Origin of the sequence: Duganella sp. S19_KUP01_CR8 (assembly GCF_036688705.1) — a bacterium.
Lineage (GTDB): Bacteria > Pseudomonadota > Gammaproteobacteria > Burkholderiales > Burkholderiaceae_D > Rugamonas.
Map to the genome: position 1 here is coordinate 16,959 of NZ_JAQQPR010000021.1, position 21,759 is coordinate 38,717.

22 protein-coding genes and 1 tRNA gene are annotated in these 21,759 nt (G+C 63.6%); 15 read left to right on the top strand and 8 right to left on the bottom strand.

Translation table 11 applies throughout. The annotated features are described in order from the left end of the window. Positions 1 to 10: 10 nt before the first annotated feature. The 4 genes from V6M89_RS20525 to V6M89_RS20540 all read right to left on the bottom strand — a co-directional run bounded on the left by V6M89_RS20525 (position 11) and on the right by V6M89_RS20540 (position 3,816). Positions 11 to 469 carry a (2Fe-2S)-binding protein gene (locus V6M89_RS20525; protein WP_116992558.1) on the bottom strand — a complete coding sequence of 153 codons (459 nt, stop codon included), beginning with the start codon at positions 467 to 469 and terminating at the stop codon, positions 11 to 13. A gap of 38 nt (positions 470 to 507) precedes the next feature. Further along, positions 508 to 1,233, bottom strand: a complete 726-nt coding sequence (locus tag V6M89_RS20530) for a DsbC family protein (protein WP_332854909.1) — start codon at positions 1,231 to 1,233, stop codon at positions 508 to 510. 40 nt (positions 1,234 to 1,273) lie between these two features. Beyond that, on the bottom strand, positions 1,274 to 2,500 hold the full coding sequence (locus V6M89_RS20535) for an FAD-dependent monooxygenase (protein WP_332854910.1): 1,227 nt from the start codon (positions 2,498 to 2,500) through the stop codon (positions 1,274 to 1,276). A gap of 71 nt (positions 2,501 to 2,571) precedes the next feature. After that, positions 2,572 to 3,816: a PQQ-binding-like beta-propeller repeat protein gene (locus V6M89_RS20540; protein WP_332854911.1), complete on the bottom strand. Its 1,245-nt coding sequence runs from the start codon at positions 3,814 to 3,816 to the stop codon at positions 2,572 to 2,574. A gap of 107 nt (positions 3,817 to 3,923) precedes the next feature. On the opposite strand from V6M89_RS20540, the gene V6M89_RS20545 reads away from it, so the two are divergent. The 5 genes from V6M89_RS20545 to V6M89_RS20565 all read left to right on the top strand — a co-directional run bounded on the left by V6M89_RS20545 (position 3,924) and on the right by V6M89_RS20565 (position 8,430). Then, complete coding sequence (locus tag V6M89_RS20545) at positions 3,924 to 4,577, top strand: response regulator transcription factor (RefSeq protein ID WP_332854912.1); 654 nt, start codon at positions 3,924 to 3,926, stop codon at positions 4,575 to 4,577. Further along, the gene (locus V6M89_RS20550; protein ID WP_332854913.1) at positions 4,574 to 5,971 is read left to right on the top strand and encodes an ATP-binding protein; all 1,398 of its coding nucleotides are present in this window, start codon (positions 4,574 to 4,576) and stop codon (positions 5,969 to 5,971) included. Before V6M89_RS20545 ends, V6M89_RS20550 begins: the two co-directional genes overlap by 4 nt. Positions 5,972 to 6,020: 49 nt before the next feature. Beyond that, positions 6,021 to 6,096: transfer RNA gene (locus tag V6M89_RS20555), tRNA-Phe, on the top strand. 61 nt (positions 6,097 to 6,157) lie between these two features. Then, positions 6,158 to 7,330, top strand: coding sequence for a helix-turn-helix domain-containing protein (locus tag V6M89_RS20560; RefSeq protein ID WP_332854914.1), 1,173 nt, complete (start codon positions 6,158 to 6,160; stop codon positions 7,328 to 7,330). Positions 7,331 to 7,416: 86 nt separating this feature from the next. Continuing rightward, positions 7,417 to 8,430 carry a formylglycine-generating enzyme family protein gene (locus V6M89_RS20565; protein ID WP_332854915.1) on the top strand — a complete coding sequence of 338 codons (1,014 nt, stop codon included), beginning with the start codon at positions 7,417 to 7,419 and terminating at the stop codon, positions 8,428 to 8,430. Between the two features lie 43 nt (positions 8,431 to 8,473). Here the strand turns inward: V6M89_RS20565 and V6M89_RS20570 are convergent, their stop codons facing one another. Beyond that, positions 8,474 to 9,271: an SDR family NAD(P)-dependent oxidoreductase gene (locus V6M89_RS20570; protein ID WP_332854916.1), complete on the bottom strand. Its 798-nt coding sequence runs from the start codon at positions 9,269 to 9,271 to the stop codon at positions 8,474 to 8,476. Positions 9,272 to 9,366: 95 nt separating this feature from the next. Between V6M89_RS20570 and V6M89_RS20575 the strand changes: the two genes are divergently transcribed. The 6 genes from V6M89_RS20575 (at position 9,367) to V6M89_RS20600 (ending at position 13,226) form a co-directional block, all read left to right on the top strand. After that, a complete protein-coding gene (locus tag V6M89_RS20575) occupies positions 9,367 to 9,885 on the top strand; it encodes a winged helix-turn-helix transcriptional regulator (RefSeq protein WP_332854917.1) in 519 nt (172 codons plus the stop codon). A gap of 129 nt (positions 9,886 to 10,014) precedes the next feature. Beyond that, on the top strand, positions 10,015 to 10,563 hold the full coding sequence (locus V6M89_RS20580) for a hypothetical protein (RefSeq protein ID WP_332854918.1): 549 nt from the start codon (positions 10,015 to 10,017) through the stop codon (positions 10,561 to 10,563). Between the two features lies 1 nt (position 10,564). Beyond that, entirely contained in the window at positions 10,565 to 10,861 is a 297-nt protein-coding gene (locus V6M89_RS20585) for a winged helix-turn-helix domain-containing protein (RefSeq protein ID WP_332854919.1), read from the top strand. 40 nt (positions 10,862 to 10,901) lie between these two features. Beyond that, complete coding sequence (locus V6M89_RS20590) at positions 10,902 to 11,894, top strand: alpha/beta hydrolase family protein (protein WP_332854920.1); 993 nt, start codon at positions 10,902 to 10,904, stop codon at positions 11,892 to 11,894. Between the two features lie 90 nt (positions 11,895 to 11,984). Next, the gene (locus V6M89_RS20595; RefSeq protein WP_332854921.1) at positions 11,985 to 12,338 is read left to right on the top strand and encodes a nuclear transport factor 2 family protein; all 354 of its coding nucleotides are present in this window, start codon (positions 11,985 to 11,987) and stop codon (positions 12,336 to 12,338) included. A 96-nt stretch (positions 12,339 to 12,434) separates the two neighbouring features. Further along, on the top strand, positions 12,435 to 13,226 hold the full coding sequence (locus V6M89_RS20600; protein ID WP_332854922.1) for an AraC family transcriptional regulator: 792 nt from the start codon (positions 12,435 to 12,437) through the stop codon (positions 13,224 to 13,226). 8 nt (positions 13,227 to 13,234) lie between these two features. Here V6M89_RS20600 and V6M89_RS20605 read toward each other — a convergent pair whose 3' ends face one another. Next, positions 13,235 to 14,308, bottom strand: coding sequence for a serine hydrolase domain-containing protein (locus V6M89_RS20605; RefSeq protein ID WP_332854923.1), 1,074 nt, complete (start codon positions 14,306 to 14,308; stop codon positions 13,235 to 13,237). Between the two features lie 80 nt (positions 14,309 to 14,388). Continuing rightward, positions 14,389 to 15,243, bottom strand: a complete 855-nt coding sequence (locus tag V6M89_RS20610) for a LysR family transcriptional regulator (RefSeq protein ID WP_332854924.1) — start codon at positions 15,241 to 15,243, stop codon at positions 14,389 to 14,391. A gap of 108 nt (positions 15,244 to 15,351) precedes the next feature. On the opposite strand from V6M89_RS20610, the gene V6M89_RS20615 reads away from it, so the two are divergent. The 4 genes from V6M89_RS20615 to V6M89_RS20630 all read left to right on the top strand — a co-directional run bounded on the left by V6M89_RS20615 (position 15,352) and on the right by V6M89_RS20630 (position 20,184). Continuing rightward, positions 15,352 to 15,654, top strand: a complete 303-nt coding sequence (locus V6M89_RS20615) for an antibiotic biosynthesis monooxygenase family protein (protein WP_332854925.1) — start codon at positions 15,352 to 15,354, stop codon at positions 15,652 to 15,654. Positions 15,655 to 15,746: 92 nt separating this feature from the next. Then, positions 15,747 to 16,457: a DUF4386 domain-containing protein gene (locus V6M89_RS20620; protein WP_332854926.1), complete on the top strand. Its 711-nt coding sequence runs from the start codon at positions 15,747 to 15,749 to the stop codon at positions 16,455 to 16,457. Between the two features lie 100 nt (positions 16,458 to 16,557). Beyond that, positions 16,558 to 17,487, top strand: a complete 930-nt coding sequence (locus tag V6M89_RS20625) for a histone deacetylase family protein (RefSeq protein ID WP_332854927.1) — start codon at positions 16,558 to 16,560, stop codon at positions 17,485 to 17,487. Positions 17,488 to 17,505: 18 nt separating this feature from the next. Continuing rightward, complete coding sequence (locus V6M89_RS20630; protein WP_332854928.1) at positions 17,506 to 20,184, top strand: bifunctional acetate--CoA ligase family protein/GNAT family N-acetyltransferase; 2,679 nt, start codon at positions 17,506 to 17,508, stop codon at positions 20,182 to 20,184. 9 nt (positions 20,185 to 20,193) lie between these two features. Here the strand turns inward: V6M89_RS20630 and V6M89_RS20635 are convergent, their stop codons facing one another. Next, a complete protein-coding gene (locus V6M89_RS20635) occupies positions 20,194 to 21,714 on the bottom strand; it encodes a family 43 glycosylhydrolase (RefSeq protein ID WP_332854929.1) in 1,521 nt (506 codons plus the stop codon). Positions 21,715 to 21,759 lie beyond the last annotated feature (45 nt).

Here is a 21,759-nt window from a genome sequence, read left to right on the forward strand (position 1 = left end):
ACGTTCTCCTTTAGGCGATGGTTTTGGCTGCGTCTTTGATGGCTGCGCGGATGCGCTGGTAGGTCCCGCATCGACAGATATTACCGCTCATGGCGTTGTCGATATCGGCGTCGGATGGGGCTTTGTTGGTGCGCAGCAGAGCGGTCGCGCTCATGATCTGGCCACTCTGGCAGTAGCCGCACTGCGGCACGTCCAGCTTGACCCACGCCTCCTGCACGGCCTTGCCGACTTTATCGGACTCCATCGCTTCGATGGTGGTGATCTTCTGGCCGGCGGCGGCCGAAATCGGCGTCACGCACGAGCGGATAGGCTGGCCGCCCAAGTGCACGGTGCAGGCGCCGCACAGCGCCGCGCCGCAACCGAACTTGGTGCCGGTCATATTCAGGTTGTCGCGCAAGGCCCACAGTATCGGCGTCGAAGGATCGGCGTCTACCTGCATGTCTTTACCGTTGATATTTAATGTAATCATTCAGTTCTCCCGTGGACGATGCGCTGGATTGGTACGACTTACTGCTTGATCTTGGCGAGCTTCTCTTCAAGCGCCTTGGTGTCGATCGCTCCCGGCACGCGGGTGCCGTCGGCGAAGAAGATGGCCGGGGTGCCGGAGACGCTCAGCTTGTGGCCCAGTTCCAGCACTTCCTGGTTCGGCGATTCGCACTTCTCCGCCGCGTCAGGCGCCGCCTTGTTGTTGACCATCCAGTCTTCCCAGGCCTTGCTGCGGTCCGGCGAACACCAGATGTTCTTCGACTTGGTGAACGAATCATCGGCCAGGATGTTGTACATGAAGGTGTAGACCGTGATGTTGTCGGTTTCCTTGAGCGTGGTCTGGCGGAAGCGTTTGCAGTAGCCGCAGTTCGGATCTTCGAACACCGCGATCACGCGCTTGCCGTCGCCCTTGACGGTCTTGATGGCTTTGTCCAGCGGCAGGTCGGAGAACTTGATCTTGTTGATCTCTTCCAGGCGTTCCTTGGTCAGGTCGGTGCTGGTGGTCAGGTTGAACACGTGGCCGGAGAACAGATAAGTGCCGGTCTTGTCGGTGTAGAGGATATCGTTGCCGACGCGGATTTCATACAGGCCGGCGTACGGCGTTTCCTTGATCGAATCGACCTTGACGTTCGATCCCAGGCGCGGCTCGACCAGCTTCTTGATCGCATCCGTGGACGGGGTTTCCGCGCCCACGCAGGACGCCATCAGCGCCGACAACAACAGCAAAACGGTCTTACTCATTCTCATAACATCTCCAATGACTACAGACGAACCGATAGACGCCAGCCTATTTTCCCATCGCGTGGGAGATCAGGCGGCGCTTCAGCACCGGTAATTTATCCAACAAGTTTAATCCCAAATTGCGAACCACGCGCAGCGGCTCCATATCCGCGCCGAACAGGCGCGCCAGGCCGTCGGTGGTGAGCTGCATCAGCAGCACGTCTTCCTTGCGGGCGCGCTCGTAGCGGGCCAGCACGCGGGTGTCGCCGATGCTGCGCTGTGCTTCGCGCTCGCCCAGGGTTTTGATCAGCTGCGCCACGTCGGCGAAGCCCAGGTTCATGCCGTGGCCCGCCAGCGGGTGCACCACGTGGGCGGCGTCGCCCACCAGCGCCACGCGCGGCGCGCTCATGGCGTGCGGGCGCAGCAAACGCAATGGGAAATCGCGCACCAGCTCCGGCTGCAAAGGCGTCAGCGCGCCCAGACGGTCGGCGGCGTAGACGGCCAGTCGGTCGGCGATCTGCTGCGCCGATTCGGCGCGCAGCGTATCGGCCAGCGCTTCCGGCGCCGACCACACCAGCGAAACCTGGTTGCCGGGCAGCGGCAGCAGCGCGACGATGCCTTCGGCGCCGGTGAACCATTGGCAGGCGGCGCCATGGTGCGGCTTTTCGCAGGCGAAGTTGGAAACCACCGCGCGCTGGTTGTAGCTGCGGTAATCGAGGCCGATGTCGCACTGGCCGCGCACCCAGGACTGGGCGCCGTCGGCGCCGACCACCAACTCGGACTTGATGCAGGTGCCGTCGTCCAGGTGCACGGTGGCGCTGTCGTCGGCGCGCAGCAAACCGGTGGCGCGGCCTTCGACGAAGCGCACGTTCTGCGCGAACTTGAGGGCGGCATCCAGCGCCTGCCCCAGGTTGCGGTCTTCCATGATCCAGGCCAGCGTGCCGGTGTGGGCGCCGTAGGCGTCGAAGGCCAGGCCGCCGGCGTTGGCGCCGTCGCCGTGGACGATCATCGCGTCCACCGGCGCCACGCGCGCCTGGTCCAGCGCATGCCATACCTTCAGCGAGGACAGCAGATTGTGGGCGGTGTGGTTCAGCGCGTAGACCCGCGCATCCCAGCCGAGATCGGCGGTATTGGCGGCCGGGCCGGCCGGATGCGACGGCGGACCGAGCAGGGTTACACTAAAACCGGCCTGGGCCAGGCCCAGCGCGGCGGTCTTGGCAATAGCGCCATTGCCAACAATGCAAATATCACTCTCGATAACGCGCAGCGCGGCGGGGGAGGATGGATTAGTCATCCGACCATTATAGCGTTTGTGCGCAGGAAAAATTGGCCCTGCGACAATTGTCCTGCGCGGCCCGCTAGGATCTACCTTGAGAAGAACAGCAGCCGGCCGTCGGCGGTGGCGGCGATCAGTTGGCCGTCGTGCCACAGCGGCGTGGCGATGAACGCCCCCAGCCGCTTCACATGCTCGATCGACGCCATCACCGTGTGGTCGCCTTCGAACAGGCGCTTGCTGTCAAATTTGCCAGTGGCGGCATCCAGCAGGCGGAATTCGTCCGCCATGCTTTCCGGCGTGCGCCATGACCATTGCGGCTTGCCGCCCACCGCGTCCAGCGCGAACAGTTCGCCGCGCATGGTCGCGCCGATGACGGCTCCCTCGGCCAGCACCGGCGTCGCGTAAGTCCACACCTTGGTATCGTGTTCGTACGCCACCTTGCCGGTGCGCTTGTCCAGCGCGACCAGCAGATTGGTGTCGGAGGTGCCGAAATACACCCGTTCGGCGTCCACCACGGCGCCGGAGATGATCCACGAACCACGGCCGGGATAACGCCATTTCAACTTGCCGCTTGCAAGCTCCAACGCATAGAAGTAAGCGTCGCGCGAGCCGATGAAGACCGTGTCGCCGTCGATCAAAGGCGGCGCCTGCACGCCGAACAGGGTGCTGGTCTTTTGCTCGGTCTCGGTCTGGTAGCGCCACAACTGGCTGCCGGTGGCCGTGTCCAGCGCATACACCGCGCCGTCCCAGCTGCCGAACACGATCGCCTTGCCGGCGACGGTGGGACGCGCATGGATCATGCCGCCGCTCTTGAAGGCCCAGACGACGGCGCCGGTCTTGGCGTCGAGCGCGTACAGCCGCTCGTCGCTGCTGCCGATGTACACCCTACCCTCGTGCACCAGCGGCGACGACAGCCAGAAGTCCCACGGATCGGCCGACGGCGCGGCGCCCTTCGCCATGCCATACAGCCCGTAGGCGGCAAAGCGCGCCTCGCCCTGGGTGGAGAAACTCCAGCGCTGCACGCCGGTGCGCGCATCGACCGCGTGCAGCCGGCCATCGCGCGCCAGGAAATAGACGACGCCGTCATCGACCGCCGGTGTCGACGCGATGCCGACGCCGGCATGATGCAGCCATGCCAGCTTGCGGGTCGCCACATCGAACGCATACAGATTGCCGTCCTCGGCGCCGATGAACAAACGCCCCTGCGCAACGACGGGGCTGGACACCGTTTGCGCATGCAGGTCTATCGTCGCCCGCAGGCGCAGGGACGAAAGGTCGGCGGCCGTCGCATGCAGCGCGGCCAGCAGGGCAAACATCGAAATCAGGAATCGCATCAATCGTACCTCCAGGTGGGCCAGCGGCGATTGTAGCGGCGCCGCGCCGGCCCAAGCTTCAGGCTTTCTATAGACCGCAGCAAAGCCGCCGCTGTTATACTTTCGGCATGAATATCCTGCTCGTGGAAGATGACCTGGAACTGGGCCGCGCACTGCGGGCGGTGCTGCATGACGACGGCTACGCGGCCACGTGGGTGCGGCTGGCGGCCGACGCCCAGCGCCAGCTGGACAGCGGTGCATACGCCGCCGTGGTGCTGGACCTGAACCTGCCGGACGGCGACGGCATGACGCTGATGCGCCAACTGCGCGCCGCCGGCCAGCAAATCCCGGTGGTGCTGATCACGGCGCGCGACAGCCTGGGCGACCGCCTGTCCGGCTTTGCGGACGGCGCCGACGACTACCTCGTCAAACCTTTCGACATGGCGGAACTGCTGGCGCGCCTGCGCGCGGTGCTGCGCCGCGCGCGCCCGGAGGCGGCCGGACAGGGCCTGTGGTCGCGCGCTGGCCTGTCGCTCGACGAGCGGCGCCAGGCCGTCAGCTGCGAAGGACGCCCACTGGCCTTGTCACCCACCGAATTCAACCTGCTGCTGGCGTTGATGCAGGACGCCGACCGCGTACTGACCCGCGGCGAACTGGAAGACCGCGCGCTGGCCGGCAGCGAAAGCGTGACGCTGGACGTGCACATGTCCAACCTGCGCAAGAAGATCGGCGAGCACCGCGTGCGCACCGTGCGCGGCGTCGGCTACATGATCGCGCCATGACGGCGCAGCGCTCGCTGTTTGGCCGCCTGCTGGGCGGCTTCCTCGCCGTGGTGATCCTGGTGTGGCTGGCCGTCGTCGCCATGGCGATCTACGAGAACACGGTGCTGCAGGCCCGCCACACGGCGGCCGAGAACCGGGGCTGGACGCGCCAGATCCTGCTGAACCTGCGCTCGGTGGCGCACGCCCCGACCGAAGTGGCACGGGTCGCCGCGCAAGTGGAAACGCTGCGCGCCGACATGCTGCGCGAAGTGAACTACTGGCCCAAGCCCGTGATGCTGCAAGTGTGGCTGCACGGGCAGCGCGTCTACCGTTCCGCTGGCGAGCTGCCGGGCGCGCGCGCCCTGCCGGCGCCGCACGATCCCGCGCTGGGCGCAAACTGGTCGAGCGCCACCGCCACCGACGCGGCGAGCGGTGTCGTCGTCCGGCGCGACGCCATGCACGACACAAGCTGGCTGCTGACCAGTTCCGGCGCGGCCTACTACCTGACGCCGCTGCTCTACAGCCTGCCCTTGCTGGCGCTGCCCGCGTGGCTCATCGTGCGGCGCGGCCTGCGTCCCGTGCAAACCATGGTGGCGGAGATCGAAAGGCGCTCCGGCAGCGACCTGCAACCCCTGCCGCCATCCGGCTATCGCGAACTGGCGCCGCTGGCCGCCTCCGTCAACGGCTTGATGCAGCGCCTGACGGAGCGCGTGGAACGCGACCGCGAATTCCTGTCCGACGCGGCGCACGCCTTGAAAACGCCGCTGTCCGTGATCAGCGCCAACGCCCACCTGCTGCTCAACCATCGCCACGACGCCGAGCAGCTGCGGGATGCGGACCACGGCTTGCGCCTGGGCGTGGACCGCGCCACGCACACGGTGCACCAGTTGCTTGCGCTGGAACGCGCCCGCAGCGACGACGCCGGCGTCGGCGACGATGAGCACTCGATCGAACTGCGTCACCTGCTGCGCGAACGCCTCGCCCATGCGGCGCCGTTGGCGATGCAGCGCGGCGTGGAGATCGAACTGGAGGCCGAGGCGCCCTGCGTCATGCCGCTGCACCGGGAAAGCCTGGTCGCCATGCTGGACAACTTGATCGACAACGCCATCAAATACTCGCCCGACGGCGGCCGGATCGCGGTAACGCTGGCGCGCATGGACGGTGCGACACAGTTGGCGATCGCCGACCAGGGGCCGGGCATCGCGCCGGAACTGCGCAACAAAGTGTTCGAACGCTTCTACCGGATTCCCGGCCAGGAGCAGCCGGGCAGCGGCCTGGGACTGGCGATCGCCGAACGCGCGGCGGCCCGCAACGGCGCGCGCATCGCTCTGGAAAACGGCGGCGCCGGCAGCGGTTTGAGGGTAAATGTTACGTTCACCGCCCCGCCCCCGCTATCCAGCGAAAAACCGGCCTGAAAAATACGCCCTTGCAATTCCACTCAAGCCTGCTATAATTCTGCTCCTTGGCCTGGTAGCTCAGTTGGTAGAGCAGAGGATTGAAAATCCTTGTGTCGGTGGTTCGATTCCGCCCCGGGCCACCAAGAACAGTGTCAAACAGAACGCCAACCCATGCAGGTTGGCGTTTTTGTTTGTGGAATTAAAATGGAAATCCAGCAAATACTGACCAGCATCAGCCTCTGCACCGCCGTGCTCGGCCTGTTTTTTTCCTTTCCGCTCTTGTCAATGGCAAGCAAGCGGCCCGGCAACGCCTGGCTGGCCCTGTTCCTGTTCGAATTTGCCTGGCTCGCCCTGGCCGACTTCGTCTTTTCCGACCCCGCGATGAGCGCGCACCCCGGCTGGGTCGTCGCCTTCCATTGGGCGATCGCCGGACTGGGACCTGCCTTCTATTGCTACGTACGCGCGCTCACTGGCCAGAGTAATGGTGTGCGCCAGCTGTGGCATTTCATCCCGCAACTTCTGCTGATCGCTTCGATGTTATGGGACCTGCTCGCCATGTCCGAAAGCGCCTGGCGGGTTTCCGCCAAGGGTTGCGTGCCTTGCTCAGGCGGTCCCAGTCTCTTGATTTTCCAGTTGCTGGCAGCGGTCTACGGTATTGCAGTGTCATATCGATTGCGCCGGTTCCGTGCCACGCTGCGCGAGAATTACTCGTCCCTGGCCGGACGCGACCTGCGCTGGCTATCGCAAAGCACGGCGCTCCTGCTACTGCTGCTGGCGCTTTGGATACCGGCGGTCGCACTGGGCGGATACTGGCAAGCGGTCCTGGCAGCCGGTCGCCTGGCCTTGCTCATCGCGCTGGGGTGGTATGGCCTGAGCCGGCCGGGACTGTTCATGCGCAAGCATGACGATGCCGAACTGTCCGCTGCGATCCCGGCAAGCGAAACACCCCCGATCGCTGAACCAACCGCCACCGATAGCGGCGAAAAATATGCCCGTTCGGGCATGAATACGGCGACCGAATCACTCATCGGCAAGCGGCTGGCGCAGCGCATGGAACAACAGCGCGACTACCTCGAACCCGACCTCAAGCTCGGCGAGCTGGCCGAGCGCATCGGCACTTCACCGCAACTACTGTCGCAGTACCTGAACGAGGCTCTCGGGCAGAGTTTCTTCGAATACATCAATGCGCAACGCTCGCTCGAAGTGCAAAGCCTGATGCGGGACCAGTCGCATGCCGGCGCCACGCTGCTCGAACTGGCCATCGCCGCCGGCTTCAACAGCAAGACCACTTTCAACGCCAGTTTCAAGAAATGCACGGGAATGGCGCCGTCCGCGTGGCGAAAACTGCAGGCGGAGACGTTCGCGCCGATCGGCTGAGGCGCTTTCAGCCCGGGAAATTCCGATAATCGCTGTCGATGGAGCCCAAGGCTGCCATCCAAACATCTCTTATAGGACTGCCCGCAATGAAAATAAGTTATCTGCTGTTTCCACTCGTGGCCACCTGCGCGCCACTCCACGCTGCCGCCGGCCCCATCGAACCGCCCATGGTCACGATCAAGGCCGGCACCTTTATCATGGGAAGCGACACCGACATCATGCAAGGCCGATTGGACCGCGAGTCGCCGATCAAGGACATCAAACCCGCACACAAGGTGAGCGTGCCCAGTTTCAAACTGGGGAAATATGAAGTCACGGTCAAGGAATTTGCCGAGTTCGTCCACGCGAGCGGATATCCGATGCCGACCAAATGCGTCCAAATGAATAGCAAGAAATGGTTCGACGATGTCCCCGGCACTTGGCAAAAGCATACGACTTCATCCAGCCAATTTGAACCCGTCAGCTGCATCGGATGGAACGAGGCGCACGCCTACGTGCAATGGCTGGCGAAGGCGACCGGAAAACCCTATCGCCTGCCCAGCGAGGCGGAATGGGAATATGCCGCGCGCGGCGGCACAAGCAGCACCCATTATTGGGGAGCCAAGCGCACCGATGCTTGCCGCTTCGCCAATGTGGCCGACCTTGCCGCCGAGGCGGCCATCAAACGCGACTATGACGGTCTGGAATCGAAAGACCATGTCGGCGTCATGCCTTGCGACGACCAGTCCGGCTATGCCAGCGTGGTCGGCATGTACGAAGCGAACGCCTATGGCTTGTATGACATGATCGGTAACATCAACGAATTCGTTCAGGATTGCTATCACGACAGCTATATTGGTGCGCCGACCGATGGCAGCGCCCGCAGCGATGGCGAATGCAAGGAACGCGTGCTGCGCGGTGGCCCCTGGCACTGGGCCGTGTTTTCATCGCTCGAACGCGGCAGTACGGAGGCCGACTTCACGGGCTCCCTTGAAGGCTTCCGCGTCGCCCTCAGCGTCGATGGGAAAAATGATGCGCCCTCGACGGCTACCACGGCATTCGAACGCGAGTTGCGCGCGGCACAGCTGACCGTGCGCGGGCAGCGTAAAAAAGCCCAATAAGTGTTGTGATGGCCGCCAAGCCGCGAGGCGGCCATCGCAGCAGTCAATCCACCAGCGAGCCACAGGTCAGGTTGGCAATGGCGCCAGTCATCGCGCTGGCGCGGTCGGAAGCCACGAACGCAGCATAGTCCGCCACCTCACTGAGTGTCGGAAAGCGCCGCAGCAACGTACCGGTAGCCGCGCGCTGCGCCAGCATGGCCTCGACGGTCGTGCCGGCACGTTGTGCAATTCCCTCGAACACCCCACGCGCATGTGAAACGGCCAGCGCTTCGGGAATGGCGTCAGGCCGAAGGCAAATGATACGGATGCCGCTTGAACCAAGCTCGCCCGCCAAGATGCGTGAAAAGGTCTCGATCGCCCCGCAAGTCACGCCATATCCCAGGAACCCTTGGCCGGACATGCGCGCCCCCGGCGTCGACAAGGTCAAGAGCACGCCAGAGCCTTGCCTGGCCATCGATCGCGCGGCCGCCCTTGCGGTGAGAAAATTGGCCCGAGTGTAGGCCGCGATGGGGTGGGTGTAATCCTGAACGGACAACTCCAGGAAGGGCGTTCCCTGGACATGGTGAATGCCGATGGCATTCAGCGCGATGTCGATGCGGCCAACGGCGCTCACCACCGCCTCGGCATGCGTATCGACAGCACTCTCATCCAGAGCATCGACTTGTGCGATCTCGGCCTTCCCGCCAGCCGCCGCGATCTCGCGGGCCACCTGCTCAAGTTTGGCGCGTGTACGCCCAGCAAGAAAGACGGTCGCCCCCTCGCGTGCAAAAGTGCGGGCGACTGCCCCGCCGATGGCCCCGCCGCCGCCATAAATCACAGCTACTTTGTTTTGGAGCAGCATACGATCACCTCCGCTTGCATAGTGCAATGGGTTTATAATAATCAAACCAAATGCAATGTGCAAGTGGTTTACTGAAGTCGCCAGGAATTTATGAAATGACAAATAACGAATATCGGTCGGGCTGTCCGATCAATCTGACGCTGGAGACCCTGGGCGACCGCTGGAGCCTCATCGTCATCCGTGACATCATGTTCGGCAACCATCGAAGTTTCGGGGCCCTGCTGACGCATTCCACTGAGAAAATCGCGTCCAACATCCTGGCCGACCGCCTCAAACGACTGGTGGACGAGGGGCTGCTGAGCAAAACGGATGACCCGACCCACAAGCAGAAATTTGTCTACAGCCTGACCGAAAAGGCCATCGACCTGGTGCCGCTGCTGGCCCACATGGGAGCTTGGGGGCGGCGGCATTTGCCCGCGTCCAGAGAGCTGTCGGTCCGCGCCGAGCTGTTGGAGGCCGGTGGCCCCCAGCTTTGGTCAGATTTTATGGACGAACTGAAAGCGCGCCACCTCGGCACGCCTTATGTGGCACACGGCCCGACAGTTGGTGAACGCCTGCAAGCAGCATACGAAGCGGTGCTCGCCTCAGAGAACGCTGACCACGCCCGCACGTAGCACGCTGGCGCATATTTTCGACACCGTGGAATCCATGGAAGGCGCGAAGTAAACCGATCCATCCGCGCCAGCGCTTGCACTCACATACTCTGCATGATAGAGTACTCTGAATTAAACGAGGTGAGCCTGATGACAATATCAAAAGAGCAGGCGGAAAGCGCGCTGCAAGATCTGGAGCACGCCGGTCATCGCAGCGCAACGCTGTACAAATACACGAAGATATCGCCCTACTTAATTCTCTGGGGTTGCGTGTGGATGGCGGCCTACGGTTTAAGCGATGTATGGCCCTCCGAAGCGGGACTCATATGGCTAATCGCGGACGGCATAGGCGCCGCCCTGTCGATCTGCATTGCGCGCGCCCATGGCCCGGCCGTCCGCAAAGAACATTGGCGCGTCGGCGCCATCATTCTCACGCTCCTGGCTTTCACGACGGCGACCTTTGCGATCTTGCCGCCGCATTCGGGCAAGCAGATGTCCGCCTTTGTTCCACTGGTCATCGCTACCGCCTATATTCTTGTGGGCATTTGGCACGGCAAACGACTCGTGATCCTGGGCGTACTAGTCGGCGCCCTCACCTTGCTCGGCTTCTTCCTCCTGCACAGCCACTTCAATTTATGGATGGCCTTAGTTGGCGGCGGCGCCCTGATACTGGCCGGCGCATGGCTGAAGCGGGTGTGACATGGCCCAATTCGACGACATCATCCATCAGCCTGTTCGGTTAAAAATCATGGCGACGCTCAAAGCTTTGCCGCACGGTGAACAGCTTGAGTTCGTGCGTTTACGCGCGATCGTGGAGGCCACGGAAGGCAACCTCGGCGCGCACATCGGCACATTGGAAAAGGCCGGCTACGTCGTGGTCGAGAAAGACTTTATGGGGAAAAAACCGCGCACGCGTATCGCCATTTCCGCCAGCGGAAGAGCCGCATTTGACCAGCATGTCGCCTATCTGCACGGCATTCTGGGCATATCGGGATGACGCTGCATTTGATGACTGCCACCTTCCTCAGGGACCATCCATGAAAAGTTTGAAATTAGCCGTGTTGTCTGCTGTGGCGACTCTAGCCATGACACTTTCCACCACGTGCGTCCATGCAGCTGGATTCCAGCACGGGTTTGCCGCCGATCCCAACGGCAAGCCGCTGGAGATCGGCATCTGGTATCCGAGCCAGGCAGCACCGAAGTCCATGTCCATGGGAGCAACAACGATGTCGGTGGCGTTCAACGGCGCAGTAGAAGGACACGCATTGCCGTTGGTGGTGATGTCGCACGGCACCGGAGGCTCGTTCCTGGAGCACTACGATACGGCCATTGCCTTGGCTGACGCGGGCTATGTCGTTGCGGCCGTCACCCACACGGGCGACAATTATGCCGATAAGAGCCGCAGCGTCTACATCATGGATCGCCCCAGGCAAATGAGCCGTGTGATTGACCATATGCTGTCAAGCTGGGACGGCCGCGCCACCATCGATTCAGCACGCGTCGGGATGTTCGGCTTTTCTGCCGGCGGCTTTACAACGCTGGCAAGCATCGGCGGGCTTGCAGATTTCTCCAAGGTGGGCCCGATGTGCCACGAACATCCAGCAGATTTTGTTTGCCAGTTGATGGCGAAGACCGGGCAGGCTGGTATTGCGCTGCCCGATACAAGCCTTGCGCAAGATCATCGCATCAAGGCTGCGGTTGTGGCGGCTCCGGCGCTGGGGTTCACGCTCTCGCCGGATGGGCTGAAAAACGTCAAGATACCGGTGCAGCTGTGGCGTGCCGGGGACGACACCATCCTGCCGCACCCTCGCTATGCCGAAGCAGTTCGGCAGGCTCTGCCGGAGGCACCAGACTACCAGGTGGTGTCGAAAGCTGGCCATTTTGACTTCCTGCCGCCTTGCAGTGCTGCACTCGCGAACATTGCCCCTGCCATTTGCAAAAGCGATCCCGGCTTTGACAGAGTGGCGTTTCACCAAACGTTCAACAGCTCGGTGGTTGATTTTTTTGGAAAAAATTTGAAACGTAACTGAGGTCCTCGCGCCGCGACAGCACAAAATATCAAAACCAAAGCGCCGCCTGGTCGCATCATGCATGCCTTGCCAATCAACCAGGAAGCCACCATGCAAATCGATCACCATCAAATTTGGGAAACCTACGCTTCCGCCTGGAAGGCGGAAAACGTCGACGACAAGCGCGCCCTGATCGGAGCCAGTCTGGCGCGCGAATGTTCTTATCAGGACCCACTGATCAAAGTCAGCGGCTGGGATGAACTGCTTGCCTACATGGCGAATTTCCATCAGCAAGTACCCGGCGGTCATTTTGTCACGCGCCGCTTCCGCACGCTCCACGGGCAGAGTGTCGCGCAGTGGGATATGCTGGACGCCCAAGGCAAGATCATTGGCGATGGCGTCAGCGTAGGCCACTACAATGACGCCGGCCGGCTCGTGACAGTGACGGGCTTCTTCGATACCTGAAACTGCAATGGAGCGCCAGTGAATTACCTGTATCAGATCTAGCAAGGCATCGACTTCATCGAAACCTATCTGGAGGAAGACATTCCACTGGCCAGCGTGGCGCGCGAAGCAGGTTTAAGCCAATGGCACTATCAGCGTATTTTCAAGGCGCTGACCAAGGAAACGCTCAAGGACTATATCCGCGCGCGCCGCCTCGCCAACGCCCTCGAAAAATTGCTGGAATCGCGTTTAGGCATACTCGATATCGCCCTCCTGGCCGGCTACCAGAGCCAGGAGGCGTTCACGCGGGCATTCAAGGAACGCTACGCGCTGACGCCCAATGAATTCCGCCGGCGCGGACGGCGCAATCTTATCGTGCGCAAGCTGAAGATGGACGGAGACTATCTACTCCATCTGCACCAAAACATGGAGCATGTTCCCGAGCTGGGCGCGCGGCCGGCGATGGTGCTGGTTGGCATGCACACGCGCTTTTACGGCAGCGACTCGGACAAGAACAATTTGGGCCAGCAATTGCCCCGCTTGTGGGAATGCTTCATCGCGCGACTCGGCGAGGTGGAACATACCGTGCCGGGATACTGCTATGGCGTGGTGTGGCCGGTATCAGGCGACTCCGACGAACTCGAGTACTACGCCGCCATCGAAGTGCGGCAAGCGGACTCGCTGCCAGCCGGCATGCAGCGTATCGAAATCCCGGCGGCGCAGTATGCGACGTTTCTGCACTGCGGCCTGGGCAAGCTGGTCGACCGTACTGTCGACTTCATTTATTCGAACTGGCTATGCCAATCCGGGCACCGCCATAGCGGCGGCCCCGACCTGGAAATCTACGATGCCAGCTTCGATCCGCTGTCCGAGCGCTCGCAGATGCGCTACGCCATTCCGGTTGTCTGACGCGGCACTTATTTCTTGTAGAGCTGGGCTATTCGCGGTATCAAGCGCTGGGGATTCGCTCCCGCGAGGTTGGTCAGCACAATGATGGCCAGGCCCTCGTCCGGATAGACGATAAACGCGGCACGGGCGCCGCCGATGCCTGCCACTTGCCGCTCGGGAGAGCTTTGCAGTACCGGCCATCCGGCCGCCCAGTCGCCGTCGGCTCCGCTGTTCAGTTTTTCCGGTATCCACATATTCCTGACATTGGCTTTGCTGATCAGCTTGCCCTTCGAGAGCGCGATCAGCCAGCGCGCGACTTCATCGGCGGTGGTCTGGATGCCGCCGCCTGCCCATAGGCCATACGGCATCTCGTACATCCAGCGGGACAACCGATGGTCGTCATCCTTGGCCAGGGTTCCCCGTGGCGAGTAGCTATAGATCGTCGCGGCATTGGGGATCAGGTCATAGCTGTCGCCGAACGTCGACAAGGGCATGTTGGCAGGGCCGAACTGATGCTTGGCCAGATACTGCTCGTACGGCACTTTTCCCTGCTTGGCAATGACCTGCGCCAGCAAACCGTAGTTGGTCTGGTTGTAGGAGAATTGAGCACCAACGGCCGCATCCATCGGCAGCCCCCTCACCAACTTCCACGCATCCCGCTCGCTGCCCCCTCCGATCATGCCTTTCTGGTCGACGACGTCGGGCAGTCCCGACGTATGGCCTAGCAATTGGCGGATGCGGATGCCGCGCCAAGCCTCGGGCAGGTCATCGAGGTAGCGGGAGACCGGGGCGTTGAGGTCGACCAGTCCAGCCTCGGCCAACTGCATCATGGCGACGCCGGTAAAGGTCTTGGTCGCGGAGTTAATGGGAAACAGCGTCGTGCTGGTGGCCGGCACATGGTTCTCCACATTCGACAGGCCATAAGTTTCGGACAGGACCACTTGCTCGTCTTTGATGACCACGAACTGCAAGCCAGGGATGCCTTGCTCCTTCATCGCCTGCTGGATCAATTGCCGGGCCGATTTGTTGGCGTCATCTGTATTCGCCAAGCCAGCAAGGCAAGGAAGCCAAAGCAAGGCGGCGAGATATTTCTTAAGCAGCATGGAACTTTCCTTCGTGGAGGCGAATAAGATTGCAAAAATAGTACCACACCTGACATCGCAGCCCATTTAAGCTAAATCGTTTATATCGATTGCAAACGCGTGAGCAGAAGCTCGGCCAACGCGTTCGCGCCGGCGTTTTCCCGCCGCGGAGCGCGATGCAGGGCGATCTCGAAGGACGGCAGCGGCGGCAGGCCATCGGCCTCGGTCAGGATGTCCAGGCCCTTCGCCTGGAATCCTGCTTTGCCCACCGTGATGGCCAGTCCCGCGTCGACCGCGCCGTCGATGGCGCCCAGGCTTTGCGACATGTAGGCCGGGCGCCAGCGCCGTCCGGCCTGGTCCAGCGCCGCCAAGGCCGCCGCCCTGAATTGGCAACCCGGCGGATGCAAAGCCAGCGGCAGCACGGCCTGCGCATGGCAGCCATGGAGGCGCGACCCCAGCCATACCGCGCGCTCGCTGCGCACCACCTCGCCGCGCGCCGCGCCTGCCGGGTGCATCGCCAGCACCATGTCGAATTCATCGCCCAAGCGATCGAGCAAGGCCCGGCTAAAACCGGTCTCGACCTCCACCGCGACGGTCGGATGGGTCGCCATGAACTGCGCCAGGATGCCCGGCAAGGCATGCACGGCGTAGTCTTCGATGGCCCCTACCCTGACCAGCCCGGTAAAGCACTCGTCGCGCATGCGGGCCAGCGTTTCGTCGTTGAGCGTAACCATGCGCCGGGCATGGCTGTGCAACAGCTCGCCGCGCCGGTTCAGGGTCACGTTGCGGGAATTGCGCTCGAACAGCGCGCCGCCGGCGATGTCTTCCAGACGCTTGATCTGCATGCTGACCGCCGACTGCGTCAGGTTCAGCCTGCGCGAAGCGGCCGTGAAGCTGCCGCCTTCGGCAATCGCGAGGAAAGCGCGCAGCAGCGCAATGTCGATATCGTTTTCCACGTCGGCACCCCATCAAGATAATTGATAGATTCTATCAAAATCATTCGCTTTGCTTATTCACCGCAGCTGCCTATCATTCCCGCACCACCCAAATTAAGGAGCCAGAAAATGATCGTTGTCGTCTTCAGATCGCGTTTGAACCCCGAGCACCAGGCCGAGTACCAGCAATGGGCGAACCGGATGAGCATGCTGGCCAAGGGCATCCCCGGCCACCTGTCGCACAAGGGATTTACCGCCCAGGATGGCGAGCGCGTCACCATCGTCGAGTTTGCAACCGAGCAGGCAATGCGCACGTGGGCGACTCACCCGGAACACGTGGCAGCCAAAAAGATGGGACGCGGCAGCTTTTTTTCCGAGTACAGCGTCAAGATTTGCCACTTGCAGCGCGAAAGCACGTTTCCGCCAACATGACTAAATTAATATCAAATTTAGCTTGCCTGACTTTCATATGTCAGATATTGTTGACACATGAAATCTCAACCTCACTCTAAAAAGGCAAGCGCATGAACACCCTCAGCAAAAACGCCAGGATCGCGGGTTTCTTCTATCTGCTGGTGATACTGATCGCGCCGCTGCGCCTGGTCTACATCCCGAGCAAGCTGTTCGTCAGCGGTGATGCCGCCGCCACCATCCACGCCATCGCCAGTAATGAACTGCTGTTCCGCCTGGGCATAGCCGGCGACCTGGTGACCGGCGCGGTCAGCCTGGTGCTGACCTTCACGCTGTATCGACTGTTCCGCGACGTGCACAAGAACACCGCCTTGCTGATGCTGATGCTGGGCTTCATGGACACGCCGCTGTACTTCTTCAACACGCTCAACGACATGGCCACGCTGATCCTGGTGCAAGGCCCCGACTTTTTGGCCGCGTTCGACCAGGCCCAGCGCGCCGGACTGGCGACGCTGTTCCTGCGGGTGCACAGCATGATGACGTTTGCGTCGGAAATCTTCTGGGGCCTGTGGCTGTTCCCGCTGGCGGCGCTGGTGTATCGCAGCGGTTTCCTGCCGCGCTTCCTGGCGGTATGGCTGACCATCAACGGTTTCGCCTACCTGGCGCTGAGCTACGCCGGCCTGCTGCAGCCGGAATACAACGACCTGGTCGCCGGCCTGGCCTTCCCTTGCCAATTGGGCGAAGTGGCGTTTGCCTTCTGGATCCTGGTGCTGGGGGCCAAGCAACGGCAAGCGGCCGCGCTGCGCAGCCCGGTCGCCGCATAGCGTAGACTTTGACTTGGATCAACGAAAAATTTGATTGAGCTCATTACACTCGATTCAAGTTATATTCGGTTCATCCTCGTCAACGCCAACCAAGGTCACGATGCTGCCAGCCTATATCTCGCACCCGGACTGCCTGAAACACGCCATGGGCGACCAGCATCCCGAATGCCCCGAGCGCATCGGCGCGATCAGCGATATGTTGCTGATCAAAGGCCTGCTGGACTTCATGCAGCCCTGCGAGGCGCCGCTGGCCACCGAACAGCAGCTGGCGCAGGCGCACACCACCCAGTACATCCACGACCTCGCCGCGCTCTCGCCGCTGGACGGCTCGGTGCAGGTCGACCCGGACACCAGCATGAACCCGCATACCTACCGGGCCGCGCTGCGGGCCGCCGGCGCGGCCGTGCTGGCCACCGACCTGGTGCTGACCGAAGGCGCCGGCACCGCCTTCTGCAATGTGCGCCCGCCCGGCCACCATGCCGAGCACGCGGCCGCCGGCGGCTTCTGCTTCTTCAACAATGTCGCCGTCGGCATCCGCCACGCGCTCAATGTGCACGGCCTGGAACGGGTGGCGCTGGTCGATTTCGACGTCCACCACGGCAACGGCAGCGAGGACATCCTGCGCGACGACGAGCGCGTGCTGATGTGCTCCATCTTCGAAGACCAGCTGTATCCCTTCTGCGGCAACACGCCGCGCGGCGCCAACATGGTCAACGTGGCGCTGCCGGCCCGCTCCGGCGGCGAGCTGATGCGCCGGGCCGTGAGCGAACGATGGCTGCCGGCGCTGGAGCGCTTCCGCCCGCAGCTGATCTTCATCTCGGCCGGCTTCGACGGCCACCGCGACGACGACATGGGCAATCTCGGCCTGGTCGAAGCCGACTACGCGTGGATCACCAAACAGATCGTCGCCGTCGCCGCGCGCCACAGCCAGGGCCGCATCGTCTCCTGCCTGGAGGGCGGCTACGAGCTGTCGTCGCTGGCGCGCAGCGCCGCCGCCCATGTCAAGGTCCTGCTGGGCATGGACGACTAAGCCCTTACGAAAGCATCCATGGAAACCCACTACCTGACGCCGCTGTTCTCGCCCAAGTCCATCGTGGTGTTCGCCGGCAAGGCCGAGCAGCCCGACAGCCAGACCTGCTACGGCCGCGGCATCCGCGCCCAGCTGGAGCAAGGCGGCTACACCGGGCCGGTGACCTACCTCGACGTCGGCATGAGCGGCACGTTGGCCGACCTGGCCCACTCGCGCGCCGACCTGGCCGTGATCGCCCTGCCCAACGATGAACTGAGCTTCGCGCTGGAAGTGGCCGGCCGCATCCAGTGCCGCGCCGCGCTGATCCTGTCGGCCGGCGTCGACGGCGCGCTGGCCAGGGAGCTGCACGGCATCGCCCGCAAGCACGGCATCCACCTGCTGGGGCCGAACTGCCTGGGCTATCAGCGGCCGCGCCTGCACCTCAACGCCAGCGTCGCCGGCCAGCTGGCGCAGCCGGGCAGCCTGGCGCTGATCTCGCAATCGGGCGCGCTGACCTCGGCCATCCTCGACTGGGGCAGCCAGAACGCGGTGGGCTTTTCCACCGTGGTCTCGCTGGGCGCCAACACCGCCGTCGACCTGGCGCAGACGCTGGACTTCCTGGCCACCGATCCGGCCACGCAAAGCATCGTCATCTACATGGAGGGCGTGACCGACGCCCGCCGCTTCCTGTCGGCGCTGCGCGGCGCCGCCAACACCAAGCCGGTGGTGGTGCTCAAGGCCGGCAAGGTGGCGGCCGCCTCGCAGGCGGCGCTGACCCACTCCGGCGCCATCGTCGCCAGCGACGAGGTGTTCGACGCCGCGCTGCGCCGCACCGGCGCGGTGCGGGTAAAAACTTTCGTGCAACTGTTCTCGGCCGCCAAATGCCTGGCCTCGCGCTACCGTCCGGTCGGCCCGCGCCTTGCCGTGGTCACCAACGGCGGCGGCCCCGGCGTGCTGGCGGCCGACTGGATCGCCGAGCTGGGCCTGCAACTGGCGACGCTGTCCGAGGCCGGCGCGCAGGCGCTGGCGCCCTCGCTGCCGCCGCACGCCACGCTGGCCAACCTGCTCGACCTGTCCGAAGAGGCCGACGCCGCCGCCTTCAGCGCGGCGGTCCAGGCCTGCGGCCACGACAGCCAGGTGGACGGCATCCTGGTGATTTATTCGCCCAAGCTGAGCGGCGATCCGGCGGCGGTGGCGCAGGCGGTCGGCGCCCTCAACGCCGGCCTCGGCAAGCCGCTCTTGACATGCTGGATGGGCGACCGCCAGGTGGCCGAGGCGCGCCAGCTGCTCAACGCCGCCGGCGTGGCGACCTTCCGCACGCCGGAAGCGGCGGTCGACGGCTTTTCCAACATCGCCTCGTTCTACCAGAACCAGCAGCTGCTGCACCAGACGCCGCCGCCGCTGTCGCAACTGGCCCAGCCGGACCTGGACGGCGCCCGCCTGCTGATCGAGGGCGTGCTGGCCGAGCGCCGCAAGGTGCTCACCGAAATGGAATCGAAGGCGCTGCTGGCGGCCTTCCACATCCCGATCACGCAAACGATTTTGGCGCGCAGCGCCGGCGAGGCGATGCTGATCTCCAGCCAGCTGGGCTACCCGGTGGCGCTGAAGATCGACTCGCCCGACATCGCCCACAAGTCCGACGTGCAGGGCGTGGTGCTCAACCTGCTCAACGCCGCCGCCGTGCGCGACGCCTACGGCGACATGGTGGCCACCGTGCGCCGCCTGCTGCCGGAGGCGCAGATCAACGGCGTCACGGTGCAGAAGATGGCCGGCAAGCGCAACGGCCGCGAACTGTATATCGGCGTCGTCACCGACCAATTGTTCGGGCCGGCGATCACCTTCGGCGCGGGCGGCACGATGATCGAGCTGATCAACGACCGCGCGGTCGAGCTGCCGCCGCTGAACCTGTTCCTGGCGCAGCGCCTGATCGGCCGGGTGCGCTCGGCCGGGATGCTGGGCGAATGGCGCGGCGCGCCGCCGGTGCAGCGCGAGGCGGTCGAGCAGATGCTGCTGCGGGTGTCGGAAATGGTGTGCGCGCTGCAGCAGCTGCGCGAGATGGACATCAACCCGCTGATCGTCGACGAGCACGGCGCGCTGGCGGTCGACGCCCGCATCGTGATCGACGCCGCGCCGCCGTCGGCGCACGACTACGGCCACCTGGCGATCCTGCCCTACCCGTCCAGCTACACCCAGGAATGGCCGATGCGCGGCGGCGGCCAGTACACGCTGCGCCCGGTGCAGCCGGACGACGCCTCGATGCTGCAGGAGCTGGTGCGCGGCCTGTCGGAGAAGTCGCGCTACTACCGCTTCGCCTCATCGCTGCGCGAGCTGTCGGTGCCGATGCTGGCGCGCTACACGCTGATCGACTACGACCGCGAGATGGCGCTGGTGGCGGTGCTGACCCAGCGCGCGCCGGGCCCGGACGGCGACTTCGTCGAGACCGACAGCATCATCGGCGTCTCGCGCTACATCGCCAACCCCGACCTCAGCAGCTGCGAATTCTCGCTGCTGGTGGACGACCGCTACAGCGGCCAGGGCCTGGGCACGCGCCTGATGCTGGGCATCATGGACGTGGCGCGCGACAAGGGCCTGAGCGAGATCGACGGCCTGGTGCTGTGCAAGAACAGCGGCATGCTCAAGCTGATGGCCAGCCTGGATTTCCAGATCCGTCCCTACGAGGACGACCCCGACTTCCGGCTGTGCAGCAAGACGCTGTGAGCCGCCGGCCTAGTTCGCCATCACGTAGGGCCAGCCGTCGCTGGTGAAGCCGAGCGGGTTGATGCCCAGCGTGGGCCGGCCGTTGTTGTTGCCGTCGTAGTAGTGATAGACCAGGGTCGGCCGGTTGTTGTGGCCGGCGTCGGTGAACACGCTACCGCCGCCCGGCCCGATGATGTTGCCGTGGGTGCTGAGCAGTATCGTGCCGCCGCCGGCGGTCAGGGCGACGCCGCCGCGGTCCACATAAGGCCCGGTCACGCTGGTCGAGCGGCCGACGATGGTACGGTAAGGCGACGTGCTGCTGCAGCAGGCGTTGATCGGCGCAAAATAATAGTAGAAACCGTTGTAGTAGTAGATGAACGGGCCCTCCTCGGCCGACGTCGGCGAGCCGCGCCGCGCGATCGTATAGACCGTGGTGTTGGTGGTGGACTTCAGGCCGGTGGCGGGATTGAGCTGCATCAGGTGGGTGCCGTCGGTCCACGAGCCCCAGGCCATCCACCAGTTGCCGCTGGCGTCCGTGAACGGCGCCGGATCGATGGCGTTGTCGGTGGTCGTCGTGAAGCCCGACGGCGGCGTGGTCGTGCTGGTCCAGGATTTGGTGACGAAGCCGCGGTCGGTCCACGGCCCTTGCGGCGCGCTGCCGGTGGCGACGCCGATCACCGCCTCGGCGCCCGAACTCGGCAGATAGGGAATCGAGTAGTACTGGTAATACGTGCCGTTCGCGACCAGCAGGCTGGGCGCCCAGATGTCGGTGTTGGCGCCGCTGTTCCATCCCTTCGGCGTCTGCAAGCCGCTCCAGGAGCTGAAGTCCGGTCCGATCGACGGGCAGTTCGGCGCATAACCGCCCATCTGCGTGGTGGTGCAGTTGGTGTACGGCGTGAAGGTATTCAGGTCGGTCGAGGTGGCCAGCGTCTGGTGGCTGCCGTACAGCCAGTACTTGCCGCTGGCATCCCGCAACATATAGGGGTCGTGGACGAAGATGCCGTCGCCGCTGACGGTGCGCGGCGCCGGGTAGGGGCTGGTCTTGGTGTTCACCAGCTGCCATTCCTGGCAGGTGCAGCCGGTCAACGCCCATTGGTCGATGGTGGCGGTGTTCAGGTTGCTGGCCTGGAACACCTCCAGGTACTTGCCGCTGTTGACGTTCTGGATCAGGAAGTTGCCGCTGGCGGCCTGGGTGACGGTCCACAGGTGGTCCGTGGTGCCGTTGTCGGCCCACTGGACGATTTGCGCGCCGTCGGCGGTGCCGGCGCTGGCCACGCCCAGCACCTGGTGCGTCAGCATATTCTCGATGTTGTACTGGCCATTCCCCATCGGCATGAAGTGCCACAGGTGGTCGGCGGTGCCGTTGTCGGCCCACTGGACCACCTTGGAACCGGCCGCCTGGCTGGCGCCGTCTATCCCCAGCACCAGGCCGCTGTTGACGTTCTTGATCTGGTATTGCACGCTGGTGTTCATGGTGATGGCGGCGTGCGCGGAAAAGGCTGAACAGGCCATGCTGAACAGCATGGCCATGCATGACAGTAGACGCTTCATGGTTGTCTCCAGTGCGATTGAGGGGCGCTTCTCGTTATATTTTCA

Coding starts and splice junctions, on each gene's coding strand:
- V6M89_RS20560 (WP_332854914.1), top strand. CDS start 6,158: ATGGAAATCCAGCAAATACTGACCAGCATCAGCCTCTGCACCGCCGTG.
- V6M89_RS20565 (WP_332854915.1), top strand. CDS start 7,417: ATGAAAATAAGTTATCTGCTGTTTCCACTCGTGGCCACCTGCGCGCCA.
- V6M89_RS20630 (WP_332854928.1), top strand. CDS start 17,506: ATGGAAACCCACTACCTGACGCCGCTGTTCTCGCCCAAGTCCATCGTG.
- V6M89_RS20575 (WP_332854917.1), top strand. CDS start 9,367: ATGACAAATAACGAATATCGGTCGGGCTGTCCGATCAATCTGACGCTG.
- V6M89_RS20585 (WP_332854919.1), top strand. CDS start 10,565: ATGGCCCAATTCGACGACATCATCCATCAGCCTGTTCGGTTAAAAATC.
- V6M89_RS20595 (WP_332854921.1), top strand. CDS start 11,985: ATGCAAATCGATCACCATCAAATTTGGGAAACCTACGCTTCCGCCTGG.
- V6M89_RS20590 (WP_332854920.1), top strand. CDS start 10,902: ATGAAAAGTTTGAAATTAGCCGTGTTGTCTGCTGTGGCGACTCTAGCC.
- V6M89_RS20570 (WP_332854916.1), bottom strand. CDS start 9,271: ATGCTGCTCCAAAACAAAGTAGCTGTGATTTATGGCGGCGGCGGGGCC.
- V6M89_RS20580 (WP_332854918.1), top strand. CDS start 10,015: ATGACAATATCAAAAGAGCAGGCGGAAAGCGCGCTGCAAGATCTGGAG.
- V6M89_RS20525 (WP_116992558.1), bottom strand. CDS start 469: ATGATTACATTAAATATCAACGGTAAAGACATGCAGGTAGACGCCGAT.
- V6M89_RS20545 (WP_332854912.1), top strand. CDS start 3,924: ATGAATATCCTGCTCGTGGAAGATGACCTGGAACTGGGCCGCGCACTG.
- V6M89_RS20535 (WP_332854910.1), bottom strand. CDS start 2,500: ATGACTAATCCATCCTCCCCCGCCGCGCTGCGCGTTATCGAGAGTGAT.
- V6M89_RS20530 (WP_332854909.1), bottom strand. CDS start 1,233: ATGAGAATGAGTAAGACCGTTTTGCTGTTGTTGTCGGCGCTGATGGCG.
- V6M89_RS20615 (WP_332854925.1), top strand. CDS start 15,352: ATGATCGTTGTCGTCTTCAGATCGCGTTTGAACCCCGAGCACCAGGCC.
- V6M89_RS20625 (WP_332854927.1), top strand. CDS start 16,558: ATGCTGCCAGCCTATATCTCGCACCCGGACTGCCTGAAACACGCCATG.
- V6M89_RS20620 (WP_332854926.1), top strand. CDS start 15,747: ATGAACACCCTCAGCAAAAACGCCAGGATCGCGGGTTTCTTCTATCTG.
- V6M89_RS20550 (WP_332854913.1), top strand. CDS start 4,574: ATGACGGCGCAGCGCTCGCTGTTTGGCCGCCTGCTGGGCGGCTTCCTC.
- V6M89_RS20540 (WP_332854911.1), bottom strand. CDS start 3,816: ATGCGATTCCTGATTTCGATGTTTGCCCTGCTGGCCGCGCTGCATGCG.
- V6M89_RS20635 (WP_332854929.1), bottom strand. CDS start 21,714: ATGAAGCGTCTACTGTCATGCATGGCCATGCTGTTCAGCATGGCCTGT.
- V6M89_RS20605 (WP_332854923.1), bottom strand. CDS start 14,308: ATGCTGCTTAAGAAATATCTCGCCGCCTTGCTTTGGCTTCCTTGCCTT.